At 68.2% G+C, this 26,997-nt stretch carries 28 protein-coding genes and 1 other RNA gene; 21 read left to right on the top strand and 8 right to left on the bottom strand.

Annotated elements, in window-relative coordinates; translation table 11 throughout:
• The first annotated feature begins 16 nt into the window (after positions 1-16).
• Entirely contained in the window at positions 17-733 is a 717-nt protein-coding gene (locus ACFFJK_RS15480) for an SIMPL domain-containing protein (protein ID WP_379680300.1), read from the top strand.
• An 80-nt stretch (positions 734-813) separates the two neighbouring features.
• On the opposite strand, the gene ACFFJK_RS15485 is transcribed toward ACFFJK_RS15480, so the two are convergent.
• The gene (locus tag ACFFJK_RS15485; RefSeq protein ID WP_379680301.1) at positions 814-1,122 is read right to left on the bottom strand and encodes a c-type cytochrome; all 309 of its coding nucleotides are present in this window, start codon (positions 1,120-1,122) and stop codon (positions 814-816) included.
• 176 nt (positions 1,123-1,298) lie between these two features.
• Between ACFFJK_RS15485 and ACFFJK_RS15490 the strand changes: the two genes are divergently transcribed.
• The 3 genes from ACFFJK_RS15490 (at position 1,299) to lgt (ending at position 3,317) form a co-directional block, all read left to right on the top strand.
• A complete protein-coding gene (locus ACFFJK_RS15490) occupies positions 1,299-1,523 on the top strand; it encodes a hypothetical protein (protein ID WP_379680303.1) in 225 nt (74 codons plus the stop codon).
• 78 nt (positions 1,524-1,601) lie between these two features.
• Positions 1,602-2,495: a LysR family transcriptional regulator gene (locus tag ACFFJK_RS15495; protein ID WP_379680304.1), complete on the top strand. Its 894-nt coding sequence runs from the start codon at positions 1,602-1,604 to the stop codon at positions 2,493-2,495.
• A 12-nt stretch (positions 2,496-2,507) separates the two neighbouring features.
• Positions 2,508-3,317 carry a prolipoprotein diacylglyceryl transferase gene (gene lgt, locus ACFFJK_RS15500; RefSeq protein ID WP_379680306.1) on the top strand — a complete coding sequence of 270 codons (810 nt, stop codon included), beginning with the start codon at positions 2,508-2,510 and terminating at the stop codon, positions 3,315-3,317.
• A 7-nt stretch (positions 3,318-3,324) separates the two neighbouring features.
• On the opposite strand, the gene ACFFJK_RS15505 is transcribed toward lgt, so the two are convergent.
• Both ACFFJK_RS15505 and ACFFJK_RS15510 read right to left on the bottom strand, forming a co-directional pair.
• Entirely contained in the window at positions 3,325-5,493 is a 2,169-nt protein-coding gene (locus tag ACFFJK_RS15505) for a hybrid sensor histidine kinase/response regulator (RefSeq protein ID WP_379680308.1), read from the bottom strand.
• Between the two features lie 109 nt (positions 5,494-5,602).
• Complete coding sequence (locus ACFFJK_RS15510; RefSeq protein ID WP_379680309.1) at positions 5,603-5,950, bottom strand: hypothetical protein; 348 nt, start codon at positions 5,948-5,950, stop codon at positions 5,603-5,605.
• A gap of 119 nt (positions 5,951-6,069) precedes the next feature.
• Here ACFFJK_RS15510 and ACFFJK_RS15515 point away from each other — a divergent pair, with 119 nt between their 5' ends.
• The 3 genes from ACFFJK_RS15515 to ACFFJK_RS15525 are packed head-to-tail and all read left to right on the top strand — an operon-like array spanning position 6,070 to position 10,147.
• Positions 6,070-7,371 carry a c-type cytochrome gene (locus ACFFJK_RS15515; protein WP_379680310.1) on the top strand — a complete coding sequence of 434 codons (1,302 nt, stop codon included), beginning with the start codon at positions 6,070-6,072 and terminating at the stop codon, positions 7,369-7,371.
• Positions 7,368-7,868 carry a (2Fe-2S)-binding protein gene (locus tag ACFFJK_RS15520; protein WP_379680312.1) on the top strand — a complete coding sequence of 167 codons (501 nt, stop codon included), beginning with the start codon at positions 7,368-7,370 and terminating at the stop codon, positions 7,866-7,868. Before ACFFJK_RS15515 ends, ACFFJK_RS15520 begins: the two co-directional genes overlap by 4 nt.
• A 50-nt stretch (positions 7,869-7,918) precedes the next feature.
• The gene (locus ACFFJK_RS15525; RefSeq protein ID WP_379680313.1) at positions 7,919-10,147 is read left to right on the top strand and encodes a xanthine dehydrogenase family protein molybdopterin-binding subunit; all 2,229 of its coding nucleotides are present in this window, start codon (positions 7,919-7,921) and stop codon (positions 10,145-10,147) included.
• A gap of 136 nt (positions 10,148-10,283) precedes the next feature.
• On the opposite strand, the gene ACFFJK_RS15530 is transcribed toward ACFFJK_RS15525, so the two are convergent.
• The 5 genes from ACFFJK_RS15530 to ACFFJK_RS15550 all read right to left on the bottom strand — a co-directional run bounded on the left by ACFFJK_RS15530 (position 10,284) and on the right by ACFFJK_RS15550 (position 12,446).
• Positions 10,284-11,087 (bottom strand): sulfite exporter TauE/SafE family protein, encoded by an 804-nt coding sequence (locus ACFFJK_RS15530; RefSeq protein WP_379680314.1) that lies wholly within the window; start codon positions 11,085-11,087, stop codon positions 10,284-10,286.
• Positions 11,087-11,557: an EVE domain-containing protein gene (locus tag ACFFJK_RS15535; RefSeq protein ID WP_379680316.1), complete on the bottom strand. Its 471-nt coding sequence runs from the start codon at positions 11,555-11,557 to the stop codon at positions 11,087-11,089. The genes ACFFJK_RS15530 and ACFFJK_RS15535 overlap by 1 nt, the downstream gene beginning before the upstream one ends.
• A 66-nt stretch (positions 11,558-11,623) precedes the next feature.
• Positions 11,624-11,804: non-coding RNA, 6S RNA (ssrS, locus tag ACFFJK_RS15540), on the bottom strand.
• A gap of 46 nt (positions 11,805-11,850) precedes the next feature.
• A complete protein-coding gene (locus ACFFJK_RS15545) occupies positions 11,851-12,162 on the bottom strand; it encodes a cell division protein ZapA (RefSeq protein WP_379680318.1) in 312 nt (103 codons plus the stop codon).
• Positions 12,159-12,446 carry a hypothetical protein gene (locus ACFFJK_RS15550; RefSeq protein ID WP_379680319.1) on the bottom strand — a complete coding sequence of 96 codons (288 nt, stop codon included), beginning with the start codon at positions 12,444-12,446 and terminating at the stop codon, positions 12,159-12,161. The genes ACFFJK_RS15545 and ACFFJK_RS15550 overlap by 4 nt, the downstream gene beginning before the upstream one ends.
• 378 nt (positions 12,447-12,824) lie before the next feature.
• On the opposite strand from ACFFJK_RS15550, the gene groES reads away from it, so the two are divergent.
• The 14 genes from groES (at position 12,825) to ACFFJK_RS15620 (ending at position 26,992) form a co-directional block, all read left to right on the top strand.
• A complete protein-coding gene (gene groES, locus ACFFJK_RS15555) occupies positions 12,825-13,115 on the top strand; it encodes a co-chaperone GroES (RefSeq protein WP_379680320.1) in 291 nt (96 codons plus the stop codon).
• 60 nt (positions 13,116-13,175) lie between these two features.
• Positions 13,176-14,822 (top strand): chaperonin GroEL, encoded by a 1,647-nt coding sequence (gene groL / locus ACFFJK_RS15560; RefSeq protein ID WP_379680321.1) that lies wholly within the window; start codon positions 13,176-13,178, stop codon positions 14,820-14,822.
• 94 nt (positions 14,823-14,916) lie between these two features.
• A complete protein-coding gene (locus ACFFJK_RS15565) occupies positions 14,917-15,333 on the top strand; it encodes a hypothetical protein (protein WP_379680323.1) in 417 nt (138 codons plus the stop codon).
• A 62-nt stretch (positions 15,334-15,395) separates the two neighbouring features.
• Positions 15,396-15,869 (top strand): hypothetical protein, encoded by a 474-nt coding sequence (locus ACFFJK_RS15570; RefSeq protein ID WP_379680324.1) that lies wholly within the window; start codon positions 15,396-15,398, stop codon positions 15,867-15,869.
• A gap of 124 nt (positions 15,870-15,993) precedes the next feature.
• Positions 15,994-17,148, top strand: coding sequence for a sensor histidine kinase (locus ACFFJK_RS15575; protein ID WP_379680326.1), 1,155 nt, complete (start codon positions 15,994-15,996; stop codon positions 17,146-17,148).
• The gene (locus ACFFJK_RS15580) at positions 17,126-17,770 is read left to right on the top strand and encodes a response regulator (protein WP_379680327.1); all 645 of its coding nucleotides are present in this window, start codon (positions 17,126-17,128) and stop codon (positions 17,768-17,770) included. Before ACFFJK_RS15575 ends, ACFFJK_RS15580 begins: the two co-directional genes overlap by 23 nt.
• A gap of 150 nt (positions 17,771-17,920) precedes the next feature.
• Positions 17,921-19,837: a methyl-accepting chemotaxis protein gene (locus ACFFJK_RS15585; RefSeq protein ID WP_379680329.1), complete on the top strand. Its 1,917-nt coding sequence runs from the start codon at positions 17,921-17,923 to the stop codon at positions 19,835-19,837.
• Between the two features lie 20 nt (positions 19,838-19,857).
• Positions 19,858-21,393, top strand: a complete 1,536-nt coding sequence (locus ACFFJK_RS15590) for a chemotaxis protein CheW (protein WP_379680331.1) — start codon at positions 19,858-19,860, stop codon at positions 21,391-21,393.
• 9 nt (positions 21,394-21,402) lie between these two features.
• Positions 21,403-22,545 (top strand): chemotaxis-specific protein-glutamate methyltransferase CheB, encoded by a 1,143-nt coding sequence (gene cheB / locus ACFFJK_RS15595; protein ID WP_379680332.1) that lies wholly within the window; start codon positions 21,403-21,405, stop codon positions 22,543-22,545.
• Position 22,546: 1 nt separating this feature from the next.
• On the top strand, positions 22,547-23,158 hold the full coding sequence (locus ACFFJK_RS15600; RefSeq protein WP_379680333.1) for a HEAT repeat domain-containing protein: 612 nt from the start codon (positions 22,547-22,549) through the stop codon (positions 23,156-23,158).
• Positions 23,159-23,161: 3 nt separating this feature from the next.
• Positions 23,162-24,004, top strand: a complete 843-nt coding sequence (locus ACFFJK_RS15605) for a CheR family methyltransferase (RefSeq protein WP_379680334.1) — start codon at positions 23,162-23,164, stop codon at positions 24,002-24,004.
• A complete protein-coding gene (locus ACFFJK_RS15610; RefSeq protein WP_379680335.1) occupies positions 24,001-24,381 on the top strand; it encodes a response regulator in 381 nt (126 codons plus the stop codon). Before ACFFJK_RS15605 ends, ACFFJK_RS15610 begins: the two co-directional genes overlap by 4 nt.
• Complete coding sequence (locus ACFFJK_RS15615; protein ID WP_379680336.1) at positions 24,378-26,756, top strand: chemotaxis protein CheA; 2,379 nt, start codon at positions 24,378-24,380, stop codon at positions 26,754-26,756. Before ACFFJK_RS15610 ends, ACFFJK_RS15615 begins: the two co-directional genes overlap by 4 nt.
• Positions 26,753-26,992 carry a hypothetical protein gene (locus ACFFJK_RS15620; protein ID WP_379680337.1) on the top strand — a complete coding sequence of 80 codons (240 nt, stop codon included), beginning with the start codon at positions 26,753-26,755 and terminating at the stop codon, positions 26,990-26,992. Before ACFFJK_RS15615 ends, ACFFJK_RS15620 begins: the two co-directional genes overlap by 4 nt.
• Positions 26,993-26,997: the final 5 nt, after the last annotated feature.

Below are 26,997 nucleotides of genomic sequence, written 5' to 3' on the forward strand. Positions count from 1 at the left end.
CAAAAGGATTGCACGCATGCTGACACGACTCGCCGCGCTACTCTTCCTGGCTGCCGCCGCCCTGCCGGGCATGGCGGCCGACCTGCCCACCCATCCGTTTATCCACGTGAGCGCCAGCGCCAGCCTCGGCGTGACGCCCGACACCGGCGAGATCGACTTCGAGATCGTCTCCGCCGACCAGGATGCGACCACTGCGTGGAACCTGGTGCGCGAACGCCTGGATGCCAGCCGCGCCCTGTTCGCCGCCCACGGCGTCGCCGCCGAGGACATCACCGTGCAGGACATCCTGCGCCGTCCCCGCAAGACCGAGCATCCGGCCGACGGCACGCCGCCACAGATGGACACGCGCGTGGCCGTCAACGTCGTGGTCCGCGACCTGTCGGCCTGGGCCGCCATGATCCAGTCCCTCATGACGATGGCGAACGTCGAATCGCTGGCGGTCGCGTTCAGCCGCAGCGACCGCGACAAGATCGAAGCGGAACTGGTCCGGCAGGCCCTGGCCAATGCCAGGGACAAGGCGCAGAACATCGCGCGCAACGTCGGGACCAAGCTCGAGCCGGCAACCGGCGTCACGCTGGGCGCGTTCAAGAACCTGTCGAACGCGATGGGCATGGCGACCGACCCGAGCGGGCGTTACACGGGCGGCGCCCCCGATGCCCCGCGCGGCCTGACGCTGGTGGCCGCGCAGACGCTGTGGCAGGGTGTCGACGTCATCTACCGCATCGGCCGCTGACCAACAAAAAAGCGCGCCATGCTCACGCAGGCGCGCTTTTCGTTCGTTGCCGCTTGCGGCGGCAGGCTTATGGCGGAAGCTTACTTCTGCTCCAGCACCCATTTCACCAGGCTGCGGGCTTCGGCCTCGCTCACCTGCGGGTTGGCCGGCATCGGCACCGGGCCCCACACGCCCGCGCCGCCCTTCATCACTTTCTGCACCAGTTTTTCTTCGGCGCCCTTCTGGCCGGCATATTTGGCGGCCACGTCCTTGTACGAGGGGCCGACCAGCTTGTTGGCTGCCGCGTGGCAGGCCATGCAGTTCTTGGCTTTCGCCAGGTCGGCTTGTGCGAACGCGCTGGTGGACGCGAAGGCCGACATCACGACACACAACAACAAAGACCGTTTCATTTGTTTCTCCAGGTTTATGACGCCTGCATTCTACCGTGATTTTCCCCAGTAACCATCTGGCGAAACACTTTGTAACGAAGGTGCAACGGCCGGGTTGCTCAATTTGGCGCAATGAGCAAAAATTTTCCACGCGGCATCATTTTGTTTTGTACTATGCATGCTTGAAGGAGTCTTCCATGCCGCTGATTGTCTTGATTGCAGCCCTCTGCGGGCTGCGTGTGTTCGAAGTGTGGGTGTTTGCCGACCTGTCCTGGGGCTACATCATTGCGCTGATGGTGTTTGCCTTTGTCTGGTTCGAGTTCATCGAAAAGCTGCTCGGCCTGGACAAGAAAAAGCAACACAAGGACCTGGACAAGCAGCGCGCCGCGCGCGTCAAGCAGGCCTTCGACAAGCGCCGCTGATCCCTCTTGATGGCGTCTTGCGCGCAGTGTGATATGTTCTGCATATCACCGGGCCCGTCCCATATACTGCGCGTATCAATGAACCTCGAACTTCGCCAGCTGCGCCACTTCGTCACGGTCGCCGAAGAGCTGCACTTCGGCCGCGCCGCCGAACGCCTGCACATGACCCAGCCGCCGCTGTCGCAAAGCATCGCCGGGCTGGAAGACCTGCTCGGGGCCCCGCTGTTCCTGCGCAACCGCCGCCAGGTGGCGCTCACCCCGGCCGGCGCCGCCCTGCTGCCCGAAGCGCGCCGCATCCTGGAAGACGCGGCCGGCCTGCCCGACCTGGTGCGCCGCGTCGCCGCCGGCGAGGCGGGACGCCTGCTGCTGTCCTTCGTCTCCACCGCCGACTACAGCGTGCTGCCGTCGATCCTGCAGCGCTACCGCGCCGCCTACCCACAGGTCCAGCTGGTGCTGCGCGAAGCGACTTCCGACGTGCAGTCGGAAGAACTGCTTGCCGGGCGCATCGACGCCGGTTTCGTGATCCCGCCGCTGCCGGGCAATGCGCACGGGCTGCTCGACTATGTGAAAGTGCTGGAGGAACCGCTGATCCTGTGCGCCCCCGCCGGCCTCGACGCCTTGCGGGGCGGCGTCCCGGTGCGGCTGCAGGACCTGCCGCCGCTGCCCCTGGTGATCTTCCCGCGCGCGGTGGCGCCCGCGCTGCACGACGCCATCCTCGGGTGCTTCCGCGCGGCCGGCCTCACCCCGGTCATCGGCCAGGAAGCGATCCAGATGCAGACCATCGTCAGCCTGGTGTCCGGCGGCATGGGCTTGGCACTTGTGCCACAATCCGTGTCGAACCTGATGCGTGCGGGCGTAGAATACCGTGCCCTGGCCGGGCCCACGCCGCTGGCCGAAACCGGCCTGGCCTGGCGCCGCGACAACGCCTCGCCCGTGCTCAGGGGCTTCCTGGACCTGCTTCTTCAAGATTGAGAAAGACTGACTATGCTGATTCATCCGCAGCCGGACCCCATCGCCTTTGCCATCGGGCCGGTGCAGATCCACTGGTACGGCCTGATGTACGTGGTGGCCTTCGCCCTGTTCCTGATCCTCGGGCGCGTGCGCATCCGCCAGCCCCACATCGCGGCGCAGGGCTGGAAGACCGATGACCTCGACGACATGCTGTTCTACGGCATGCTCGGCGTGATCGTGGGCGGGCGCCTGGGCGAAGTGCTGTTCTACCAGCCGGCCTACTTCCTCGAAAACCCGCTCGAGATCTTCATGGTCTGGCGCGGCGGCATGTCCTTCCATGGCGGCTTCCTGGGCGTCTTGATCGCGATGGCGCTGTGGGCGCGCAAACGCAAGCGCAACCTGCTGGACGTGTACGACTTCATCGCGCCGATGGTGCCGCTGGGGTATGCCGCCGGCCGCCTCGGCAACTTCATCAACGCCGAACTGCCCGGCCGCCTGGCCGACCCGAGCCTGCCGTGGGCGATGCTGTGGCCCGGCGTGGAAGGCCTGCGCCACCCGTCGCCGCTGTACCAGATGCTGCTCGACGGGATCGTGGTGTTCCTGATCCTGTGGCCGTATGCGCGCAAGCAGCGCCCGCGCCTGGCCGTGGGCGCCATGTTCACCCTGCTGTACGGGTGCGCGCGCTTCACCACCGAGTATTTCCGGGTGCCGGACTGGGAAACCACCGTGCTCGGGATGCCGATCACCTCGGGCCAGGTGCTGTCGCTGCCGATGATCGTGGCCGCCCTGGCCATGCTGGCCTGGGCCTACCGCCAGCCGAACGGGCGTCCGGCGCACGCCTGAGCCGGATTCATGCGGGGGGCGCCAGCGCGCGCCCCAGCTCTTCCAGCGTGGCCGGCTTGGTCAGGTGCAGGTCGAAGCCGGCGCCAAGTGCCTGCGCCACGTCGGCCTGCTGGCCGTAGCCGGTCAGCGCCACCAGCCGCAGCCCTGGTTGCCCTTCGCGCAGGCGCGCGGCCAGGGCATAGCCATCCATGTCGGGCAGGCCGATGTCGAGGATCGCGACGTCCGGCGCCCGCACTCCCGCTTGCGCGATCGCCTCCGTCGCCGTTCCCGCCACGCGCACGGTGTGTCCCATGTGCCGCAGCAGTTCGGCCGTCGCCGCGGCCGCGTCCCCGTTGTCGTCCACCAGCAGCACGTCCAGCCCCACGCCCTGCGGCGCCGGGGCCCGCGGCTGCGCCTGCATGCCGGCGCCCGCCAGCGGCAGCGACACCTCGAAGCGGCTGCCCTTGCCCGGCCCCTCGCTGTGCGCACTGACAGTGCCGCCGTGCAGCTCCACGATCTGGCGCACGATCGCCAGCCCCAGTCCGAGCCCACCGGTGCGGCGCGCCAGCGGCTGCGGCGCCTGGAAGAAGGGGTCGAACACGCGCGCCAGCATCTCCGCGGGCATGCCGATGCCATCGTCGCTGACGCACAGCCGCGCCAGGCCGCCTTCGGCCGCCAGCGCCACCCGCGTGTCGCCCCTGCCGAAGCGCGCCGCGTTCGACAGCAGGTTGTTGAGCACCTGGGTGAGCCGGTTCTCGTCGCCGTTCACCCAGAGGCTATCGACTGCCTCCAGGGCGACCGGCTCGCCGGGAAAGGACGCGACCACATTGCGCACCAGCTCGGCCAGGTCGAGCGGCGCGATGTCGACCTGCAGCTTGCCGCTGGCGATGCGCGAGACGTCGAGCAGATCGTCCACCAGGCGCTTGAGGTGATTGACCTGGCGCCGCAGGATGGCACGCTCGCGCTGGCTCGACGGTTCATTCCTCATGTCCATCAGGTCGAGCGAGGCGACGATGGGGCTGAGCGGGTTGCGCAGCTCGTGCCCGAGCATGGCGAGGAACTCGTCCTTGACCCGCCCCGCGTCGCGGCTGTCGGCAAGCGCCCGCTCGAGCGACACCAGCAGGCGCGAGCGCTCCGCCTCGTGTGCGTCGCGCCGGGCGGCGGCGGCAATCAAGGCTCCCTCCATGCGGGCGATTTCGGTGATGTGCGAAGACGCCACCGCGACCGGCTGCCCGGCTCCCAGCGCCGCGCTTCCTTCCTGGAGGCTGCGGAACGAGCGCACGATGCGGCCGGAGACGACGGTGGCGATGAGCATGCAGGCCAGCAGCGATGCCGCCAGTCCCGCGGCGTGCAGGGCAATGGCCTGCAGCGAGGCCTGCGCAAGCGTCGCGGTCGGCACGCCGATCGCCACGCCCCATCCATAGCGCGAGCGCGCGTAGGCGCTGACCACGTGCTCGCCTTCGAGCGTGGTGGTGTCACCAACGGCTTCGGCGCCCGCTTCGCGCATCAGCTTCGCAAGCGAGGCGCTGGGCGGCCCGCCCACCAGCTCCTGCTGCCCCTTCGAGCGTGCCACGATGTTGCCGGCGCTATCGACGATCGACAGCACGGAGCTGCGCGGAACCTGCTGCCGCTCGATCACGCGCAGCATGCGGCTGGGCTGGATCACGGCGGTCAGGATATAGCGGCGGCCGGCGTCGTCTTCCACGGGAATGCGTACCGGGAAGGCTGCGCGCCCGCCCTTGCCGCGCGCGACGCTGCCGGCCACGGGCTGGTGGGCAGCGGCGATGCGCTGCATGCTTTCCGGGTCGGCGATGGTGCCGCCGGGCGTGCCGAAGGGTGCGGAGGTGCGGAACAGGACCGCGCCACCGGCGTCGGTGAGGATCACGGCCATCCACTCCGGCTGCGCCGCCACCTGCTGGCGCGCGACCTCGTAGACGCCGCGCAGGTCGCCCTCCGTCATGGCAGGCGTGCGCGCCATGGTCGTCAGCGCCGCAATGGCGCCGTCGATCTCGGCGTCGACCGCACTCGACAGGGCACGCGCGAGGTCGAGCAACGAGCGCTCCTGCTCGCGGTGCTGGTACTCGCTGACCAGGTGCAAGCCCCATACGCCCAGCAGCGCCAGCGGCAAGAGGCCGAGCGCGGTGAGCAGGACCAGCAGGCGCCGGAGCGAGACGGTAGAGCGCTGGCGCGGCGGCATGAGGTTGGCCCAAAGGAAAAGGACATTATAGGCACAATGCCGCGACCGCCAGAAAATCCGCCAGGGCCGGGTGCCGCAGCGACCGCCGCGCTCGCGTCCTTGTTCGGCCTTACTCGTCGAAGTCTTCGGCCAGGTTCTTCCAGCCGCGGCGCTTGGCGAAGTCCGTGAACTCTTCCGGCGCCTCCAGCACGATCAGCCGGCTCTCCTGCAGCCCCGGATCGCTGTGGCCGAAATCGGGGCCCTTGTAGCCGAGCGCGCGCAGGCGGTCCACGATCTGGCGCACCAGCACCGTGTCCTTGTAGGCGCCAGGGTCGAGCCTGGCCGCGAAATCCACGTACACGTCGATGATCCCGTAACCCTCGTCGAAGATGCGGATCGCCTTGACGTCGAGGGTACGGCCGTTGCCGTCCTTGGCCTGGAAGGGGCCGGACAGTTCGATGTCGGAATCGGTAGTCATGGCGCCAGCATACCACCGCCGCCGGCGCCGCATCGTCCCCCTTGGCGTGCCTGGAAGCGGCAGAGATGCTAACCTGTCACCCCAATCACGAACCGAGCGAACTGAGGAGAAAACCGGGCATGGCGCAATCCAGGCGACGCAACCGATGGCTGGCTGCGCTGGCGCTGCTGGCCGTGCTGGCCGGCGCCGCGTGGGCCATCATGTGGCGCCCCGCCCTGGCGCCGCTGGACAGGCCGGCAAGCGTGGACCGCACGCTGCTCGCGCGCGGCGCCAACCTGGCGCGCCTGGGCATGTGCGCGTCCTGCCATACGGCCGACCCGGCGCGGCCCTTCGCCGGCGGCGTGCCCATCGGGACGCCCTTCGGCACCGTCTACAGCACCAACATCACCCCCGACGCGCGCACCGGCATCGGCAACTGGAGCCTGGAAGCGTTCGAGCGCGCCATGCGCCAGGGCGTCGCGCGCGACGGCCGCCTGCTCTACCCGGCCTTCCCCTACAACCACTACACCAGGCTGGCCCGGGACGACATGCGCGCGCTGTACGCCTACTTCATGACGCGGCTCGCGCTGGAAGCGCCCGCGCGCCCGAACGACCTGCGTTTCCCCTTCGGTTTGCGTCCGCTGGTGGCGTTCTGGAATAGCCTTTACCTCGACGATTCGCCGTGGCGGCAAGACCCGCGCCAGTCCGCCGAATGGAACCGCGGCGCCTATGTCGCCCATGCGCTGGCGCATTGCGCCGCCTGCCACACGCCCCGCACGGGGCTGGGCGGCCCCGACCTGCAACGCCAGTTCGACGGCGGCGAGGCCGGCGGCTGGTACGCGCCCGCGCTCAACGCGAACTCGCCCTCTCCCCTGCCCTGGACGCGCGAGCACCTCGCGCAATACCTGCGCATTGGCATCGCGCCCGGCCACGCGGTGGCGGCGGGACCGATGCAGGACGTGGTGCATGAACTCGGCCAGGCCGAGCCGGCGGACGTCGCCGCCCTCGCCACCTACATCCACGGCTACCTGCGCCAGGCGCCGGCGCGCGAACACAAGGCACACCCGCCGGCGCAACAGCCAGGTCCCCTGCCCGCGCCGGCCGAGAACGATGCCGAACTGGCGAGCATGCGCCTCGGCCACGAGCTGTACACGACGGCCTGCGCGCGCTGCCACGACGCGGGCCGCGAGGCGAGCTCCGGCACGGCATTGCCGCTGCAGCAGGCGGTGGCGCTGCATGATCCCGATCCGCGCAGCCTGATCCACATCATCCGGCAAGGCATCGTGCCGCCGGATGGCGAACCGGGCCGCTGGATGCCGGGCTTCGACATGATGAGCGACGCCCAGGTGACGGCGCTGGCGGCCTACCTGCGGCGCTACGGCGCGCATGCCGCGCCCTGGCCAGGACTGGAAGAAACCGTGAAAGAAACGAGGAAACCATGACGAGCTACCGCCTGCAGGTGAACGGCACGGCGCACACGGTCGATACCGATCCCGACACGCCGCTGCTGTACGTCCTGCGCAACAACCTGGAGCTCAACGGCGCCAAGTTCGGCTGCGGCCTGGGGCAATGCGGCTCCTGCACCGTGATGCTCGACGGCGCGGCCGTGATGTCCTGCATCGTACCGGTGGCGATGGTGGGCGAACGCCAGGTGCGCACGATCGAATCGCGCGGCAGCAAGGCGGTGCCGGCCTCGGTGCTGAGCCAGGCCTTCATCGACGAGCAGGCGGCGCAATGCGGCTACTGCATCGCCGGCATGATCATGCGCGCCACCGCCCTGCTCGAACGCACGCGCAACCCGACCGACGCCCAGATCCGCGCCGCCATGCAGCCGAACCTGTGCCGCTGCGGCACCCACCTGCGCATCCTGCGCGCGGTGCGCCGCGCCGCCGACGTGCTGGCGATCCGCCACCAGCGCGTGAAACGGCCTGGCCGATGAGGTGGATGGATGACTGTGGAAGATGACGGTGGAACGATGAAGGTAGAACCATGAACGACGCGCCCGAGCGCCCCGCCCGGCGCCGCTTCCTTGCCGCGGGGGGCGCGCTGACGCTGTCCTTCGCGCTGCCGCTGCGCGCCGCGCCGGATGCGCCGGGCAACGGCACGCTGCCCGGCAGCCTCGGCAAGGCGCCCTGGCTGGACGCCTGGATCCGGATCGGCGCCGACAACCGCGTCACCGTCTTCACCGGCAAGGCCGAACTGGGCCAGGGCATCAAGACCGCCCTGCTGCAGGTGGCGGCGCACGAGCTGCACGTCGATCCGGGCCGCATGAGCCTCGTATCCGCCGACACCGAACGCACGCCCGACGAAGGCTACACCGCCGGCAGCCAGTCGATGCAGGACAGCGGCACCGCGCTGCGCCACGCGGCCGCCCAGGTGCGCGCGCTGCTGCTGCAGCAGGCCGCCGCGCGCCTCGGCGTGCCGGCGGCAGCGCTCACGCTGCGCGAAGGCGTGTTCCGTACCTTCGATGGGCGGCGCGTGAGCTTTGGCGAACTGGTGGCCGGCCGGGACCAGCACGTGCGCGCAACCGGCGCCCTGCCCCCGCGCATGCCCGGCGCGCCGCGCTACAGTGGCGTGGACGTGGCGCGGGTCGACATCCCGGGCAAGGTGAAGGGACACCTTGCTTACCTGCAGGACCTGCGCCTGCCGGCCATGGTGCACGCGCGCGTGGTGCGCCCGCCCTCGCCGGCGGCGCGCCTGCTCGAGGTCGATACCGCGTCGGTGGCGCGCCTGCCCGGCGTGCTGGAAGTCGTGCGCGACGGCCGCTTCCTGGCCGTCATCGCGATGGAGGAGTGGCGCGCGGTGAAAGCGGCGATGGCGCTGGCGCGGGCCGCGCGCTGGGAAGTGCCGGCCACGCTGCCGGCTGGCCGCCCGGTGGCGGACCTGGTGCGCGGCCTGCCGGCGCAACCGGAACAGGTATTCGCGCGCGGGGTTGCAGGCGTCACTGGAACAGCTGGCAAGACCCTGCGCGCGCGCTATGTCCGCCCGTTCCAGCTGCACGCCTCGATCGGCCCTTCCTGTGCCATCGCCAGGCTCGAAGAAGGCCGCTACACGGTCTGGACCCATTCCCAGGGCGTGTTCCCCTTGCGCCGCGCGCTGGCCGAACTGCTTGCCGCGCCCGAGGAATCGGTGCACTGCCTCCACATGGAAGGCTCGGGCTGCTACGGCCACAATGGCGCCGACGACGCGGCGGCCGACGCCGCCCTGCTGGCGCGCGCCTTCCCGGGCGTGCCGGTGCGGGTGCAGTGGATGCGCGAGGACGAACATTGCTGGGAGCCGTTCGGCCCGGCGATGGTGGCCGAGGTGGAGGCGACGCTGGGGCCGGACGGCCGGATCGCCGACTGGCAATACGCCGTCTGGAGCCCGCCGCACAGCACCCGGCCCGGCCGGGCGGGCAACCTGCTGGCCGCCACCCACCTGGCGCGCCCGTTCGCGCCGCCGGCGCCGAGACCGATCCCGCAGCCCCAGGGCGGCGGCGACCGCAACGCCGTGCCTTATTACGCCCTTCCGAACGCGCGCGTGACCCACCACTTCCAGCCTGCCGCCCCCTTGCGCACCTCCGCCGTGCGCTCGCTCGGCGCCTACTGCAACGTGTTCGCGATCGAGAGCTTCATGGACGAGCTGGCGCGCGAGGCCGGGATCGATCCGGTGGCCTTCCGCCTGCGCCACCTGGCCGACCCGCGCGCCATCGAGGTCGTGCGCCTGGCAAGCGCGAAGTTCGGATGGGATGCGTACGCGCGCAGCGCCCGGCGCGGCCGCGGCTTTGCCTTTGCCCGCTACAAGAACCTGGCGGCTTACTGCGCGATTGCGCTGGAGGTCGAGGTGGCGCTGGATACCGGTTTCGTGCGCATCACGCGGCTCGATGCCGCAATCGACTGCGGGGAAGTCGTCAGCCCCGACGGCGTGCGCAACCAGATCGAAGGCGGCATCCTCCAGTCCGCCAGCTGGACACTGCTGGAGCAGGTGCGCGTCGACGAGCGCCGCGTGCTCACGCAGGACTGGGCCGGCTATCCGATCCTGCGCTTCAGGCAGCTGCCGGACCACATCGGCGTGCATCTCGCGGACCGCCCCGGCCAGCCCTTCCTGGGCGTGGGCGAAGCCGCGCAGGGCCCGGCCGCGGCGGCGCTGGCCAACGCGGTGCAGGACGCCTGCGGCGTGCGCGTGCGCGACCTGCCGCTGGACCGGGCGCGCATGCGGGCCTTCGCGACAAAGGTCTAGGCCCGGCCACATCCGGCAGCCAGGTGCCACCGTAGGGTGGTCGGCTCCGCCGACCGCGCGTTCAGCTGAAGGCGGCGTCGCCGGAAAGCATGCTCGATTTGATATGCCGTACGCCTTCCAGCTCCGTCGGACAGCCCTAGTTGACCGCCTTCCAGAACATGTAGGCCGCCAGGGCATACAGGATCACCGCGAACACCTTCTGCAACTGGCGCACCGGCATCTTGTGGGCGGTGCGCGCGCCGAGCGGCGCCATCGTCACGCTGGCCAGTACGATGATGGCCAGCGCCGGCACGTAGATGAAACCGAGCGAATACGCCGGCAACCCGGGCTCGCCCCAGCCGAACCAGATGTTCGAGAGGGTTCCGGAGAGCGCGATCGGAAAGCCCAGGGCCGCGCTGGTCGCCACCGCATTGTGGATGCGCACGTTACACCAGGTCATGAAGGGTACGGAAATGAAACCCCCGCCGGCGCCGACGATCCCCGACAGGATGCCGATCAAGCCGCCGGCCGCGAACATGCCCGGCTTGCCGGGCAGCTCGCGCGCGGCGGCGGGCTTTTTCCCGACCAGCATCTGGGTGGCGGAGAACGCGACGAACACGCCGAAGAAGGCCGCCAGTACCGACGCATCCATCTGCTTGCCGAACCAGGGGCCGATCCAGGAGCCGACCAGGATGCCCGGCGCCAGCAGCTTCACCACGGGCCACAGCACCGCACCGTGCTTGTGGTGGGCGCGCACCGAGGACAGGGACGTGAACAGGATGGTGGCCAGCGAGGTGGCGATCGCCATGTGGATCACCAGCTCGGGGTTGAAACCGCGCGCGGTGAAGATCATCGTGATGAACGGGACCAGCACCATGCCGCCGCCGATGCCGAGCAAGCCGGCCGCGAAACCGCCGAAGGTGCCCATGGCCAGCAGCGCCAGGATCAAGCCGATGTCCATCAGCGCTCCCCTTCGCGCAGCAGGGAAACGATGGTGCTCCACTGGCCCGGGGTGACGGGCGAGATCGACAGCCGGCTGCCCTTCTGCAGCAGCACCATGTCTTCCAGCGCGGGGATGGCGCGCATCTCGGACAGCGCCAGGAACCGCCCGGCCTCCACCGCGCGCACGTCCACCGAGATCCAGCGCGGTTGTTCCGGCGTCGCCTTCGGGTCGAAGTACTTGCCGGCGCGGTCGAACTGGGTCGCGTCCGGGTACGGCGTGCTCGCCACTTCGGCGATGCCGGCCACGCCGGGCACGGCGCAGCTGGAGTGGTAGAACAGGATGCCGTCGCCGACCGACATGGCGTCGCGCATGAAATTGCGCGCCTGGTAGTTACGTACGCCGAACCAGGCGACGGTGCGGTCCGGGGCGGCCAAGACGTCCTCGAAACTGACTTCGTCGGGCTCGGATTTCATCAACCAATAGCGCATCGCGCCTCACCTACAAAAAACCAATAAAAAAGCGGCTGCGTACCGAAGTGCGCAACCGCTCGTGTGTGTAGCCCCGCCTGTGCCGTTTTTGCCGGCATCCCGAACCTGACGGTTCAAGGTGGTCGCAGTCAGTTCAATTTCGGGTTCGTCGGACTAGCGACGCTCACGCCCATCGAACATGTCCCACAACCTATGCACGAAAATGGTTCAAGGAATATATGGCAAATCTCGAACACCGCAGGGTAGTGCGCAGTTTACTCGCTTGCTCCGCCATGTCAAACGAAATTGAGACCTCAGGACAAATTTTCCTGTGGCGACAGTGCACTGTCGAGCACGGTGTGCATCGCTTCCAGCCTCTGCTTGACCTCGAGGATCGACATGTCCGAGAGCGGTCCCTGAGGCGACTTCACCGACAGGAATTCCGCCGCCACGCTCAGCGCGGCCATGACGGCGATGCGGTCGGTCCCCTTGACCTTGCCCGAATCGCGCAGCGCGCACATCTTGCCGTCGAGGTAATGGACGGCTTCGCGCAGCGTGCGCTCTTCGCCTTCGCGGCAGGCCAGGCGATAGGGCTGGCCCATGATGGTGCAATCGAGATAGATCATTGGGAGGCCTCGCTGTCGCGGGCGCCCGGCGCGGCGCCGTCTCCGGGGGCACCCTCATCGGCGCCGGCACTGCCGTCGCCGCCCTCTGCCCCGGGTGCCGGGAAGTGTTCGAGCAGCGCCTCGACGCGGCGCTGCGCCTGGTTCAGCCGCTCCTTGAACGCGATGTTCTCGGCGCTCAGCAGGGCATTGGCCTGGCGAAGAAGATAGTTCTCGGCACGCAGCGACTGGGTCAGCTGGGCGAGCCGGTCGATTTTGTCTGAGAGGTCTTGGAATTCGGAAATCATTCGACACTATAGGACTGAGATGGTTTTTCCGTCAACCGAATCGCAAACGCTGACGGTCGCAGGTCGCATGCGCGCCCAGGCGCAAAAAATGGTGGCGCGCCTCGCGTGCGTCATGGGCTCGCCATCCAGTGTAACCTGCCCGGCTGTTGCACACGAGACCACATCCTGCTTGAACACAGCCTTTCATTACATTGTGTTCTGTCAAAAAAGTCGGTTAGCGCACACACATAGCGTCTTGAAATAGGGTGTTATGATCCCTATAATTAGCACTCGTTAGTAGAGAGTGCTAACAACCGCTTATACAAATTCCGAAACCGACGCCACGCTGGCGGCGGTACTGAATAGCTAGTCAAACCACTGAAAAATAAGGAGTTTTGCATGAACCTTCGTCCTCTGCACGATCGCGTAATCGTGAAGCGTCTCGACCAGGAGACCAAGACTGCATCCGGCCTGATCATCCCTGATGCGGCCGCTGAAAAGCCGGACCAGGGCGAGATCCTGGCTGTCGGCAACGGCAAGGTGCAGGAAAACGGCCAGGTCCGCGCGCTGGAAGTGAAGGTCGGTGACCGCGTTTTGTTCGGCAAGTACTCGGGCCAGGCCGTCAAGGTCGATGGCCAGGAACTGCTGGTGATGCGCGAAGAAGACATCATGGCCGTCGTCAGCCAGTAATCGGCCAATCAACGCACTCCTCCCGTACTACATTCACGAATTCATTCGGAGAAATAACAAATGGCAGCTAAAGAAGTAATTTTCGGCGACGCAGCGCGCGCCAAGATGGTTGAAGGCGTCAACATCCTCGCCAACGCAGTCAAGGTCACCCTGGGCCCGAAAGGCCGCAACGTGGTGCTGGAGCGCTCGTTCGGCGCCCCGACCGTCACCAAGGACGGCGTCTCGGTCGCGAAAGAGATCGAACTGAAGGACAAGCTGCAGAACATGGGCGCGCAGATGGTCAAGGAAGTCGCTTCGAAGACCAGCGACAACGCCGGTGACGGCACCACCACCGCGACCGTGCTGGCACAAGCCATCGTGCGCGAAGGCATGAAGTTCGTTGCCGCCGGCATGAACCCGATGGACCTGAAGCGCGGCATCGACAAGGCCGTCGCCGCCACCGTCGAAGAACTGAAGAAGATCGCCAAGCCGACCACCACCTCGAAGGAAATCGCCCAGGTTGGCGCCATCTCGGCCAACTCGGAAACCTCGATCGGCGAGCGCATCGCCGAAGCGATGGAAAAAGTCGGCAAGGAAGGCGTCATCACCGTCGAAGACGGCAAGTCGCTGAACGACGAGCTGGACATCGTGGAAGGCATGCAGTTCGACCGCGGCTACCTGTCGCCGTACTTCATCAACAACCCGGACAAGCAGGTTGCCGTTCACGAGAACCCGTTCGTCCTGCTGTGCGACAAGAAGATCTCGAACATCCGTGACCTGCTGCCGGTGCTGGAACAAGTCGCCAAGGCCGGCCGTCCGCTGGTGATCATCGCCGAAGACATCGAAGGCGAAGCGCTGGCTACCCTGGTGGTCAACAACATCCGTGGCATCCTGAAAACCGTCGCCGTCAAGGCTCCGGGCTTCGGCGACCGCCGCAAGGCCATGCTGGAAGACATCGCCATCCTGACCGGTGGCCAGGTGATCGCCGAAGAAGTCGGCCTGACCCTGGAAAAAGTCACCCTGAACGAGCTGGGCCAGGCCAAGCGCGTCGAAGTGGGCAAGGAAAACACCATCATCATCGACGGCGCCGGCTCGGCTGAATCGATCGAGGCACGCGTCAAGCAAGTGCGCATCCAGATCGAAGAAGCGACCTCGGACTACGACCGCGAAAAACTGCAAGAGCGCGTGGCCAAGCTGGCCGGCGGCGTTGCCGTGATCCGCGTCGGTGCAGCCACCGAAGTCGAGATGAAAGAGAAGAAGGCACGCGTGGAAGACGCGCTGCACGCAACCCGCGCTGCCGTGGAAGAAGGCATCGTCCCGGGCGGCGGCGTGGCCCTGCTGCGCGCACGTGCTTCGCTGGACATCAAGGGCGACAACCCGGACCAGGACGCAGGTATCAAGATCGTCCTGCGCGCCATGGAAGAGCCGCTGCGCATGATCGTCCAGAACGCCGGCGACGAGCCGTCGGTCGTCGTGGCAGCCGTGCTGGCCGGCCAGGGCAACTACGGCTACAACGCCGCCAACGGCACCTACGGCGACATGGTCGAAATGGGCGTGCTGGATCCGGCCAAGGTCACCCGCTCGGCCCTGCAGAACGCAGCGTCGATCGCCGGCCTGATGCTGACCACCGACTGCATGGTCTCGGAAGTCGTCGAAGACAAGCCGGCCGGCGGCATGGGCGGCATGGGTGGCATGGGCGGCATGGGCGGCATGGACGGCATGATGTAATAGTCCAGGAATGGCGCCGGTCTTTCCGGCGCTGCCCAGCACCGAAAAGCCTGTAAGGTTGAACCTTGCAGGCTTTTTTCTTTTGGAGGCGAGCATGGCGACCGTGAACGCGGACGAACTCGAAAACGCGATGATCCTGGCCGACCCGCCGCGCGCGGGGCGAGCCTGGGTCGATCCCCGGAGCGGCACGGTGCTGGTGCGCGCCGACATGGTGGGCAGCCACGACCGGCTGCCCGATGACATCCGCGAAGAAGGAAGATACCTCCCCGTCCCCGGCCTGGGGCGCCTCGGCCTGGGCCAGGCGCTGGTGCGCGATTTCGTGCGGGAGCACATGCCGGGCGACGAGGATGCCGTCGCCGGGATGCTGCGCGGCGCCGGCGGCTTCGAACGCTTCGCGAAACTGGCGGATAGCCGCGGCCTGCTGGCGCGCTGGCACGCCTTCCGCCAGGCGCGCACCCTCGCCGCCATGCGCGCCTGGTGCGAAGAACATGGCCTGGCATTGTCGGCATGAGGGCAATATTGCCGCTGAAACACGCAAGGTGTAGACTGCCCTGTCACCAAACGAGGCAATCCATGTTCCCACGCGCTGCAACCCGCCCCTCCCTGTCCCTGCTGGCCGCGCCGCTCATCGTGGCCCTGGCCATGAGCGCGGGCGGCTGCAAGCGCGCCGAGCGCGAGGAAGCGGCCAAGCCGGCCCCGGCAAAGGTACAGGAAGCGCCGGTACGCACGAAGGAGCAGGCGATGAGCGCCCTGCTCGCCGTCCCCGAGCTGAAGGCCTGGTCCGAGCAGATCGAGAAGCGCTCGAAGGGCAAGGCGCACGGCGCCGTCATCGAAGACGACCCGGCGCCGCGCGAGATCAACGGCAGGAAGTACTACCAGCTCACGTTCGTGGAAAACCGCGCCAACGACGTGCGCCGCCGCGAGAGCTTCCTCGTTTCCCAGCAGGGCGACGAGATCCTGGTGGACGACACCGAGACCGGCAGCATCCTGAGCCTGCAGGAATGGCGCCGCAATATCGAGCGGGTCGAGCTCAAGAGCGCAGACTGAGCATCCGGACAGCCGCACCATGCCGCTCTTGAAGCGTCATGCCCGCTTCATCGCCCCTGTCCCGCGCGACGTACGTACACCGCTTGCACTAGCATGAGGAGGTGTATTCTTTTGCCAGGGCCAGATGAGTATCGCGTATTCCCCGCCAGACCCGCTCGGCTTCCTGTTCTCGTTCGCGAACGCCAGCAATTCGTCGATCGTGATTACCGACGCTCAGGCACCCGACAACCCGATCGTGTTCGTCAACCCGTCCTTCGAACGCATGACCGGGTATACCGGCACGGAGGTCGTGGGGCGCAACTGCCGCTTCCTGCAGGGCGAGGACCGGCACCAGGACGACCGGGCGGTCATCCGCGACGCGGTCCGCAACGGCACGTCCTGCGAATGCCTGCTGCGGAACTACCGCAGATCCGGCGAAATGTTCTGGAACAAACTCTACCTGTTCCCGTTCCGGATCGCGGGAGACGCGATCACGCATTGCATCGGCGTACAGCACGATGTCACCCTGGAGAGGAGGCTCCTGGCCGAGCTCGAACAGACCGCGAGCGAACGCGCGCGCCTGATCGAGCAGCTCGAACTGAAACGGCACCACATGGGCCGCCTGTCGCGCGACCTGATCAATGCGCAGGAAAACGAACGCAAGGCCCTGGCGCGCGAACTGCACGACGAGCTCGGGCAGCGCCTGTCGGCGCTGAACCTCCTGCTGCACCGCGCCCTGCCCTACTTCGAGCAAGGCGAGGCACAGGCATTGTGGCGCCAGGCCGAACGGGAACTGGGCGCGCTGGTCGGGCTGGTGCGCGACCTGTCGGTCTCGCTGCGGCCGCCGGGCCTTGATTTTTTCGGCCTGGAACCTACCATCCGGCAATTGCTGACCCGCCAGTTCGAAGCCGGGCCGACCTGGGTCTTCGAGTATGCCGGCCTGCCCGAGCGGCTGGCGCCGACGATCGAGATCAGCGTGTACCGCATTGTCCAGGAAAGCGTCACCAACATCGTGCGCCACGCGCAGGCCCGCCACGTGGTGGTGGAGATCAACGGTGGCGCCGACGGCAGGGAACTGGAACTGATCGTCCGGGACAACGGCATCGGTTTCGACGCGGCGTCCTGGCGCGAACATGCGGCACGCACCGGGCGTGCCGGCGTGGCAGGCATGAGCGAACGCATCCAGCTCCTGGGCGGCAGCCTCGAGGTGGACAGCGCGCCCGGCCGCGGTACGCGCATCACTGCCACCCTTCCCCTGCATCCTGTGGAGAACAACCATGAACGTGATCCTGGTCGATGACCATGCGCTGGTACGTGCCGGCATCTCCAACCTGATCAACCAGATCGACGGCTTCCAGGTCGTCGGCGAAGCCAGCAACAATGCCGACGCCCTGGAACTGGTCCGGCAACATCGCCCAGAAGTGCTGGTGGCCGACATCACGATCGGCGAACAAAGCGGCCTCGACCTGCTGGCGCCGGTGGCGCAGGCCAGTCCCCTGACCCGCGTGGTCATCCTCAGCATGCATGCTTCGGAAGAGCTGGTCGCCGAAGCCCTGCAACTGGGGGCAGCGGCCTACCTGCTGAAGGAATCGGCGCCAGGCGAACTCCAGATCGCCCTGCAGGCCGTGGCCCGTGGCGACAGCTACCTCAGCCCGGCCGTGTCGAAAAAAATGATCGACCGTTTCGTCAGACCAAAAACTGTTGCCGACAAGCCACTCGGCCTGCTGACACCAAGGCAACAACAAATCCTCACGATGATCGCCAACCGAAAATCAACTAAGGAAATTGCCTATGAGCTAGACCTTAGCGAAAAGACCATCGCTGCCCACCGTGCACAGATCATGGAGCGCACCGGCGTAAGGGATCTCGTTGGTCTGGTGCTGTTTGCGGTCAAGCACGGACTGGTCAAGAAACCGGGCTAGCCAATTCGTCATCGCGGCAATTTCCTAAGTTTCCCTAGGAAAAACTCTATTTCTTGTAGGACAGATCCTACTTCATAGAAACATTCCTCCTGCATAGACTCGATCCATCCCTGCAAAGGGTACCCGATCAACTCAATCCAGGAGGCGCAGATGGCGCTCGTCAAGAAAATTCACAGCACAACCTACGACAGCGCTGCCGGCGACAAGCCGGCCCAGTCTGCCGCCCGCCTCGCCGAGGTACAACGCAAGAAGGCCCGCACCCTGGCCAAGCAGCAGCAGGCCGCCGAGCGCATCGCCGCCGCCGCCGCCCAGCTCGCGGCCGGTATCAACGAAGCCTCCTCCGCCGCCGAGGAACTCAAGCGCGCCTCCGACCAGATCGCCACCGGCGCCCAGCAGGCCTCGTCGGCCTCGCAGGAATCGCTGGCCGCCTTCCAGCAGGTGGAAGTCGCGATCGGCCGCCAGCTCGAGAACGCCGACGCCAGCGCGGTGCGCATGGAAGCGACCCAGAAGCTGGTGGCCGGCACCAGCGCAGACATCACCGCCTTGGTCGGCAATGTCGGCGTGGCCGCCGAGCGCCAGGCCGCCTCGGTGACCATGGTCGCCGAACTCGAGAAGCAGGCCGCCAACATCGGCGACATCGTCAAGGCGGTGGCGCGCATCGCCGACCAGACCAACCTGCTGGCCCTGAACGCCGCGATCGAAGCCGCCCGCGCCGGCAAGCACGGCAAGGGCTTCGCCGTCGTCGCGGACGAAGTGCGGACCCTGGCCGAGACCTCGGAAAAGAGCGCCAAGCAGATCCAGGACCTGGTCGGCCAGATCCAGCAGGAAGTCAAGGTCGTGGCCGAAGGCATCGGCGCATCCGCGCGTACCGTGCTGGGAGAAGTCGAGAACGGCAAGGCGATCAGCGTGCAGCTCGAGCGCATCCGCCTCGACGCGGCCGAGATCATGTCCGGCGTGCGCGAGATCGCAGTCGGCGCGCAGCAATCCGCCGCCGCCGCCCAGCAGGCGCTGAAGGGTTCGCAGGAAATCGCGGCCGCCGCCGAGGAGCAGTCGGCCGCCGCAGAGGAATCGGCCAAGACCGTCGAGGAGCAGAGCCAGGCCCTGGCCGAGTGCGAGCAGACCTCGCAGACCCTGTCCGAACTGGCCGAAGACCTGAAGAATTCGACCGATGTCGCCAAGAGCGCCGAGGAAGTCGCTTCCAGCGCCGAGGAACTGTCGTCGGCGGTGCAGGAAATCAGCCGCGCCGGCGGCCAGATCATGGCCGCCATCGACCAGATCCGCAAGGGTGCGCAGGTGCAGTCGGTCGCCACCGAAGAGTCCAGCGCCGCCATCAACCAGATCGAGAAGGGCCTGCAACTGGCCCAGAGCCGCGCCAGCGCCAGCGGCCAGAAGGTCGGCACGATCCGCACCCTGCTCGGCCAGAACAAGACCGCGGTGGACAGCCTGATCGCCGGCATTGCCAGCTCGGTCGACGCGTCGCGCGCCTCGCTCAACCAGATCAAGGAACTGGCCCTGGTGTCGCGCCGCATCGACAAGATCGTGGACGCCATCAGCACCGTGTCGATCCAGACCAACATGCTGGCCGTGAACGGCTCGATCGAAGCGGCCCGCGCCGGCGAATTCGGCAAGGGCTTCGTGGTGGTGGCCACCGACATCCGCAACCTGGCGCACGACTCGGCCGAGAACGCCGACAACATCAAGGACCTGGTCAAGGCCGTGCAGGACCAGATCGGCGTGGTCGCCCGCGACCTGGATGAGATCGCCGCCACCGCGCTGGCCGGAGCCGAGAAGGCCAAGGCCATCACCGGCGCGCTGGTCGCCATCGAAGGCGACGTCGAAGTGGTCGAGAAAGGCACGGGCGAAATCCTGGCCGCCGCCAACGACATCTCGGCCGCCATCGTGCAGGTCAAGACCGCCACCGACCAGATCGCGGCCGCCGCCCAGGAAGCCGAGAAAGCCGCCGCCGAGGCCGCCGCCGCCTCGCGCCAGCAGTCGCAGGGCGCGGACGAACTGTCCAGCGCCGTCGAGGAAGTCGCCTCGCTGGCCGACGAGCTGCAGAGCGCCTAACAAAAATCCGGGGAACCGCAATGAAAGACGAAATCAACCCGCCGGGCCAGGCCGCGGCCGACTCGGAGGTACGCCAGTTCGTGACCTTCGTGGCCGGCGACGAGGTGTTCGCCGTGGACATGGCGCCGGTGCAGGAAATCATCCGCGTGCCCGAGGTGGTGCGGGTGCCGCTGGCCCCGCCCACGCTGGACGGCCTGGCCAACCTGCGCGGCAAGGTGCTGCCCATCATCAGCCTGCGCCGCATCTTCGGCTTTCCCGAGCGCGCCGCCGACGACGCCACGCGCGCCGTCGTCATCGACCTCGGCCAGCCGCTGGGCTTCGTGGTCGACCGCGTCGCCAGCGTGGTCGGCGTCGACGTGCGCCAGATCGAGGACGCCTCCGGCATCGCCGCCACGGTGCGCAGCGACCTGGTGTCGGGCCTGCTGAAGGACGTGGGCGGCCACGCCACCATCATGGTGCTGGACTTCGCGCGCCTGATCGCGGCCGAGTTCGCGCAGGCCGCCGGCGCCGGCCGTGCCGCTGCCGGTGCGCTCGACGCCGGTGACGCCGCGGAAGGCGACGACGAGGAGCGCGCCGCCGACGAGCTGCAGCTGGTGAGCTTCGACGTCGCCGGCCAGGAGTACGCGGTCGCGATCGAGGACGTGCAGGAAATCGTCCAGATGCCGGACGAGATCGTGCAGGTGCCGCATGCGCAGCCCCACGTGCTGGGCATCATGACCCTGCGCCAGCGCCTGCTGCCGCTGGTCTCGCTGCGCCGCATGTTCGCGCTGCCGGCGCGCGCCGCCGACGAACAGAGCCGCATCGTGGTGGTGTCGATCGGCGCCGCCGCGGTCGGCGTGGTGATGGACAGCGTCAACGAAGTGCTGCGCGTCGCCCTGTCCGCGGTCGAGCCGGTGCCGCCGCTGCTGGCACGCGAGACGGGGATGGCGGATATCGCGCGCATCTGCCGCCTCGACGGCGGCAAGCGCCTGGTGTCGATCATCGACGCGGCCAGCATGTTCCGCCGCAGCGCCATTCAGGACATCATGGAGAACCAACACGTGCAACAGGACAGTGACATCGATGCCGGCCTCGATGGCGAAGGCGCCGGCAAGGACGACGAGGAGCAGCTGGTCGTGTTCCGACTCGGCCAGGAGGAGTTCGGGGTGCCGATCGACAGCGTGCAGGAAATCGTGCGCGTGCCGGAAATGCTCACCCATGTGCCGAAGGCGCCCGCCTTCGTCGAAGGCGTGATCAACCTGCGCGGTTCGGTGCTGCCGGTAATCGACCTGCGCCGCCGCCTCGGCCTGCCGGAGGCGGCGCGCAGCGACCGCCAGCGCATCATGGTGTTCGTGATCGACCGCGTGTGCACCGGCTTCATCGTCGACTCGGTGGCCGAGGTGCTGAAGGTCGAGCGCCGCGCCATCGAACCGGCCCCGCAGCTGTCGCACGAGCAGTCGCGCCTGCTGGCGCGCATGGCCAACCTGGAAAAGCAGAAGCGCATGGTGCAACTGCTCGACCCGCGCCACCTGGTTGCCGAAGGCGACCTGGCGCGGTTGGCCGGACTCGGGGAATAAGGGACCGGCATGAAGCTGCTGATCGTGGACGACTCGGCGCTGATGCGGCGCCAGCTGGGCACGCTGTTCGAGGAAGCGGGCGGATTCGAGCTCGCCTACGCCCGCAACGGGCGCGAGGCGCTCGCCGCCAACCTCGACTTCGAGCCCGACGTGGTCACGCTCGACATCAACATGCCCGAGATGGACGGCCTGTCGGCGCTCGCGCAGATGATGCTCGAGCGCCCGGTGCCGGTCATCATGCTCTCTTCCCTGACCGAGAAGGGCGCGCTGGCGACTTTCGAGGCGCTCAACCTGGGCGCGGTCGACTACGTCCCGAAGCCGGGCGGCACGATCTCGCTCGGCCTCGATGCCATCAGTACCCAGCTGGTGGAGAAGGTGCGCGGGGCCGTCCGTGCCCGGGTGCGGCGCAGCCTGCCGGCCGCGCTCGTTCCGCGTCCGGCCCGTCCGGCTCCCACCACCGCATCGCGCGAGCCGGCCCGTGCCTGCGCTGCCGCGCCGCGCGCGGCATCCGCGCAGCAACCCGTGCCGGGCGCCTGCGCACCTGGCGGCGCCCCGGCCGGCATCGTGCTGTTCGGCGTGTCGACCGGCGGACCGCGCACGCTGGAACGCATCCTGCCCGAACTGCCGGCCGATTTCCCGTGGCCGGTCGTGGTGGCGCAGCACATGCCGGCCAATTTCACGGCCCCGTTCGCAACCCGCATGGATGGCCTGTGTCGCCTGCGCGTGGTCGAGGCCAACCGTCCGATGCCGCTCCAGGCCGGGACGGTCTACATCTGCAAGGGCGGCGCCGACGTCACCGTGGTCCGGCGCGCAGGCGTGCCGACGCTGCTGGCCCGGCCGGAAAGCGCCGAGTACCTGTGGCATCCCTCGGTCGAGCTGCTCGGGCGCAGCGCGCTCGAGCATTACGCCGCGCGCGACATCGTGGCCGTCATGCTGACCGGGATGGGCCATGACGGCGCCGATGCCTTCGCCGAGATCGCCCGCCGCGGCGGGCGCACGATCGCCGAAAGCGAATCCTCGGCCGTGGTGTTCGGCATGCCCGCCGAACTGATCCGTCGCGGCGGCGCGCAGCAGGTGCTGGCGGCCGAGCAGGTCGCGGGCCGGCTCGTCGAATGGGTTGCGGCACGCCCGCAGCCGCAAGGAGGAAACTGACATGCCATTCATTAAGCACACGGCGGCCGCGTTGGCGGACGTCGCCCAGGATGCCGGCCCGGCGCAGCATGCGCAGCGCCTGGCCTCGCCCGATGCGGCCGTGCGCCGCGCCGCCGCCCATGCGCTGGCCGACCGGCCGGATGCGGTGCCAGTCCTGGCGGCGGCGCTGGAGGACGAGCCCGAACAGGCCGTGCGCAGCGCCCTGCTCGGCGCCCTGGCGCGCATCGGCAGCGAGGAAGCGGTCGCCGCCCTGGCCGGCTGCCTGCGCCGCGAGGACGCCTGGCTGCGCAACACCGCCATCGACGTGCTGCGCGGCCTGCCGGACCGCGTGGACGGCGCGATCGCCCACCTGCTGGTGGACTGGGACCGCGACGTGCGCATCCTGGCCGTCGGCATCCTCGACACCCTACGCCACGAACGCGTCGAGGAATGGCTGCTACAGCTGATCGAGGCCGACGAGGACGTCAACGTCTGCGGCGCCGCCCTCGACGTGCTGGCCGGGATCGCCACCGAGGCCGCGCGCGCGCCGGTCGCGCGCCTGCTCGCCCGTTTCGCGGACGAACCGTATATCGCGTTCGCCGGCAAGCTGGTGCTCGCGCGCCTGGCGGGGTGAGGAATGACCGACACCGTCATCACCGCCGAGGACTTCCAGCGCTTCCGCGAGTATTTTTACCGCAGGAGCGGGATCCAGTTCGAGCCGTCCAAGCGCTACTTCGTCGACAAGCGCCTGGTCGAGCGCATCCAGGCCACCGGCTGCACCGGCTTTCGCGACTACTTCGCCATGCTGCGCTTCGAGGCCTCGGGCCGCGAATGGCAGGCGCTGGTCAACGAGATGACGGTCAACGAGACCTATTTCATGCGCGAGGACTACCAGTTCGCGTGCCTGGTGGAGTCGATGCTGCCGGAGCTGGTGGCGCGCAAGCGCCCGGGCGAGCCGCTGCGGATCTGGGTCATGCCGTCCTCGTCGGGCGAGGAAGCCTACGGCATCGCCATGTATCTGCTCGAGCGCTGGCCGCAGCTGGCCAACTGGGACGTCGAGATCGTGTCGTCGGACATCGACACCCGCATCCTGGCCCAGGCCCAGGCGGGCCTGTATTCGCAGCGCGCGGTCCAGCAGCTGCCCGCTGCCTGGCTCCAGAAGTACTTCACCCAGGAAGCCGGCGGCTGGCGCATCTGCCCGATGCTGCGCGACGCGGTCGCGTTCACCCGCGTGAACCTGAACGACCCTGCCGAGGTGGCGGCCTACCGCGACTACGACGTGGTGTTCTGCCGCAACCTGTTGATCTATTTCGACGACGCCTCGCGCCGCCAGGCCGCCGAGTCGTTCTTCGACGTACTGCGCCCGGGCGGCTTCATCTGCCTGGGCCATTCGGAATCGATGAGCCGTATTTCGTCGCTGTTCAGGATACGCAAGTTCCCCAAGGCGATCGTGTACCAGAAGCCCATGGAGGGACAATGAACAAGGATTGCAAGCACATCCTGATCGTGGACGATGCCGCCACCGTGCGCATGTACCACCGCAGCATCCTCGAAGAGGCGGGCTATGCCGCCACCGAGGCCGCCAACGGGCTCGAAGCCCTGGAAAAGACCATGACGGCGGACTTCGACCTGTACCTGGTCGACGTCAACATGCCGCAGATGGACGGCTACGGCTTCCTGCGCGCGCTGCGCGGGCGCGGCGGCGCACAGGCCCCGGCCATCATGGTCAGCACCGAAGCCGAGGACGGCGACCGCCGGCTGGCCCTGGCCGCCGGCGCCAACCATTACCTGGCCAAACCCGTACGCCCGCAACAGCTGCTGCGGATCGTGACGCTGCTGCTGGGAGGGCAGGCATGAACCCCGTTTCCAATTCCGTGCTGCAGCAGTTCCTGCTCGAGTCGCGCGACGCGCTCGAGGGCATCGCCGACAGCCTGCTCGCACTCGAACGCGACCCGCTCGACGCGGCCTTGATGGATGCGCTGTTCCGGGTCGTCCACACGCTGAAGGGCAATTGCGGCCTGTTCGACTTTCCCGACATGTTCCGCGTGATCCACGCCGCCGAGGACCTGATGACAGCGGTGCGCGACGGCCGCCTGCGTTACGACCGCGACATGGCCGACGCCCTGCTCGACGCCATGGACTTCGTGGCCCTGCAACTGGACGGGATCGAGGCCGCGGGCGAACCCGGCGCCGGCCACGGTCCGGCCTCGGTGCAGCTGGCCACCCGCCTGCGTGCGCTGGCCGAAGACGGCACCGGCACGGGCAGCGCGGGCGCATGCGCCGAAGCCGGGCCCGGCGCAACCGGGTCCTTTATCGACGCGGCCGCCGCCGAGGATCCGCGCGCCGCGCGCATGGCCGCCGCCCTCGCCCTGGCCCCGTCCGGACTGCACGCCGGCTGGCGCGAGTCGATTGCGGCCGGCACGACGCTGCACTGGGTCGAGTATGCCCCCGAGGCCGAATGCTTCTACAAGGGCGAGGATCCGCTGTACCAGGCCATGCAGCTGCCGGGAGTGCTGTGGCAGCGCGTGGTGCCGGCCGACGCCTGGCCTGCGCTGTCCGAACTCGACCCCTACCGCTGCAACCTGCTGTTCCAGGCTGTTACCGAGGCTCCCCGCGCCGCGGTCGACGAGCATTTCCGCTACGTGCCGGAACAGGTCTGGGTCAGTGCCCTGCCGGAACAGGCCGCGCCGGCGCTGGATCCGGAACTGGTGGCGGAGGCACTGGCCATCGTCCAGGCCCAGGGCGAAGCCCTGTGGAGCGGCGACGGCGCACCCTGGGTGCCGGGCCGCCTGCTGGCGGCTGTCGCCACGATCCGCGGCTGCATGCGGGCCATCGGCCGCACTGCCGGGTTGGACGACCTGGAACGCTGCGCCGCCGAGGCACTGGCCTGCGGCTCGGCCGCGCCGGTGCTGGCCTGGATCGAGCGCCATGCGCAAGAGGCGGCCCATATGGTGGCGGCCGCTGAGCCGCCCCTGACGCAAGCGGCTGCCGCACCGGCCGCCGCCCTTCCCGACACCGATCCGAAGTTCGGACGCCGCGCCGAGGACCACGGCGCGGGCCGCGTGCTGAAGGTCGAGCAGGCCAAGGTCGACCGCCTGATGAACCTGATCGGCGAGATGGTGGTGGCGCGCAACGGCCTGCCCTACCTGGCGGCGCGCGCCGAGGAACATTACGGCGTGCGCGACATGGCGCGCGAGATCAAGGCCCAGCACGCGGTGATCAACCGCATCGTCGAGGAGATGCAGGACGCGATCATGCAGGTGCGCATGACGCCGGTGTCCTTCGTGTTCCAGCGCTTCCCGCGCCTGGTGCGCGACATCGCGCGCCGCCTCGGCAAGGAGGTCGAGCTGGTGCTCCAGGGCGAAGCCACCGAAGCCGACAAGAACGTGATCGAGGCGCTCGCCGACCCGCTGGTGCACATCGTGCGCAATGCCCTCGACCACGGGCTGGAAGCCCCTGAGGCACGTCTTGCCGCCGGCAAGCCGCCTTGCGGGCGCCTGGTCATCGGCGCATTCCAGGAGGCTGACCGCGTCGTGATCGAAGTGGGCGACGACGGCCGCGGCATCGACCCTGCCGCGATCCGGCGGAAGGCTTATGCCAAGGGCCTGATCGACGAGGCGGCGCTGGAACGCATGGGCGACCAGGAATCGGTGAACCTGGTGTTCCTGCCGGGCTTCTCGACCGCCGAGCAGGTGTCGGACCTGTCCGGCCGCGGCGTCGGCATGGACGCGGTGCGCAGCGCGATCGAGCGCCTGGGCGGCAGCGTCGCCCTGTCGAGCACCCCCGGCCAGGGCACCCGGCTGCGGCTGTCGCTGCCGCTGTCGATGGCCGTCACCAACGTCATGGTGGTGGAGTCGGGCGGGATGCAGGTCGGGGTGCCGATGGACATGGTGGTGGAAACCGTGCGCATCCCCGCCAATACCGTACACGCCATCAAGCAGCACCGCGCGGCGGTCCTGCGCGGGCGCATCGTTCCCCTGCGCTCGCTCAACGAGCTGCTGGCCGTCGAACGCCCGCAGCTGCACAACGAGCAGGACGAGATGGCGACCCTGGTGCTGCGCGTGCACGGGCAGTACGTCGGCCTGGTGATCGACGACTTCCGCGAAGTGGTCGAAGTGATCCTCAAGCCGATGGCCGGCATCCTGGGCAGCCTTGCCGCCTATGCCGGCTCGGCGCTGCTGGGCGACGGCTCGGTGCTCATGGTGATCAACCCGAAGGAGCTGCTGCAATGACGTTCGCATGGAAAGACGATGTGCTGGCCTGCGCCGGCCCGCTCACGGTGGACGACGCCGAAGCGCTATTGCAGGAGCTCGCGGCCCGGCCGGGTGCCCGCACCGACCTGTCCGGGTGCAGCCACGTGCACGCCGCGCCGCTGCAGGTCCTGATGGCGGCGCGCGTACGGGTCGAGGCGTGGCCGGCCGATGCCGCCCTGGCCGCCTGGCTGCGCGCGGCCTTGCCCCAGGCCTGAGCACA

The organism is Massilia consociata (assembly GCF_042432755.1).
GTDB classification, from domain to species: Bacteria; Pseudomonadota; Gammaproteobacteria; order Burkholderiales; family Burkholderiaceae_D; genus Telluria; species Telluria consociata.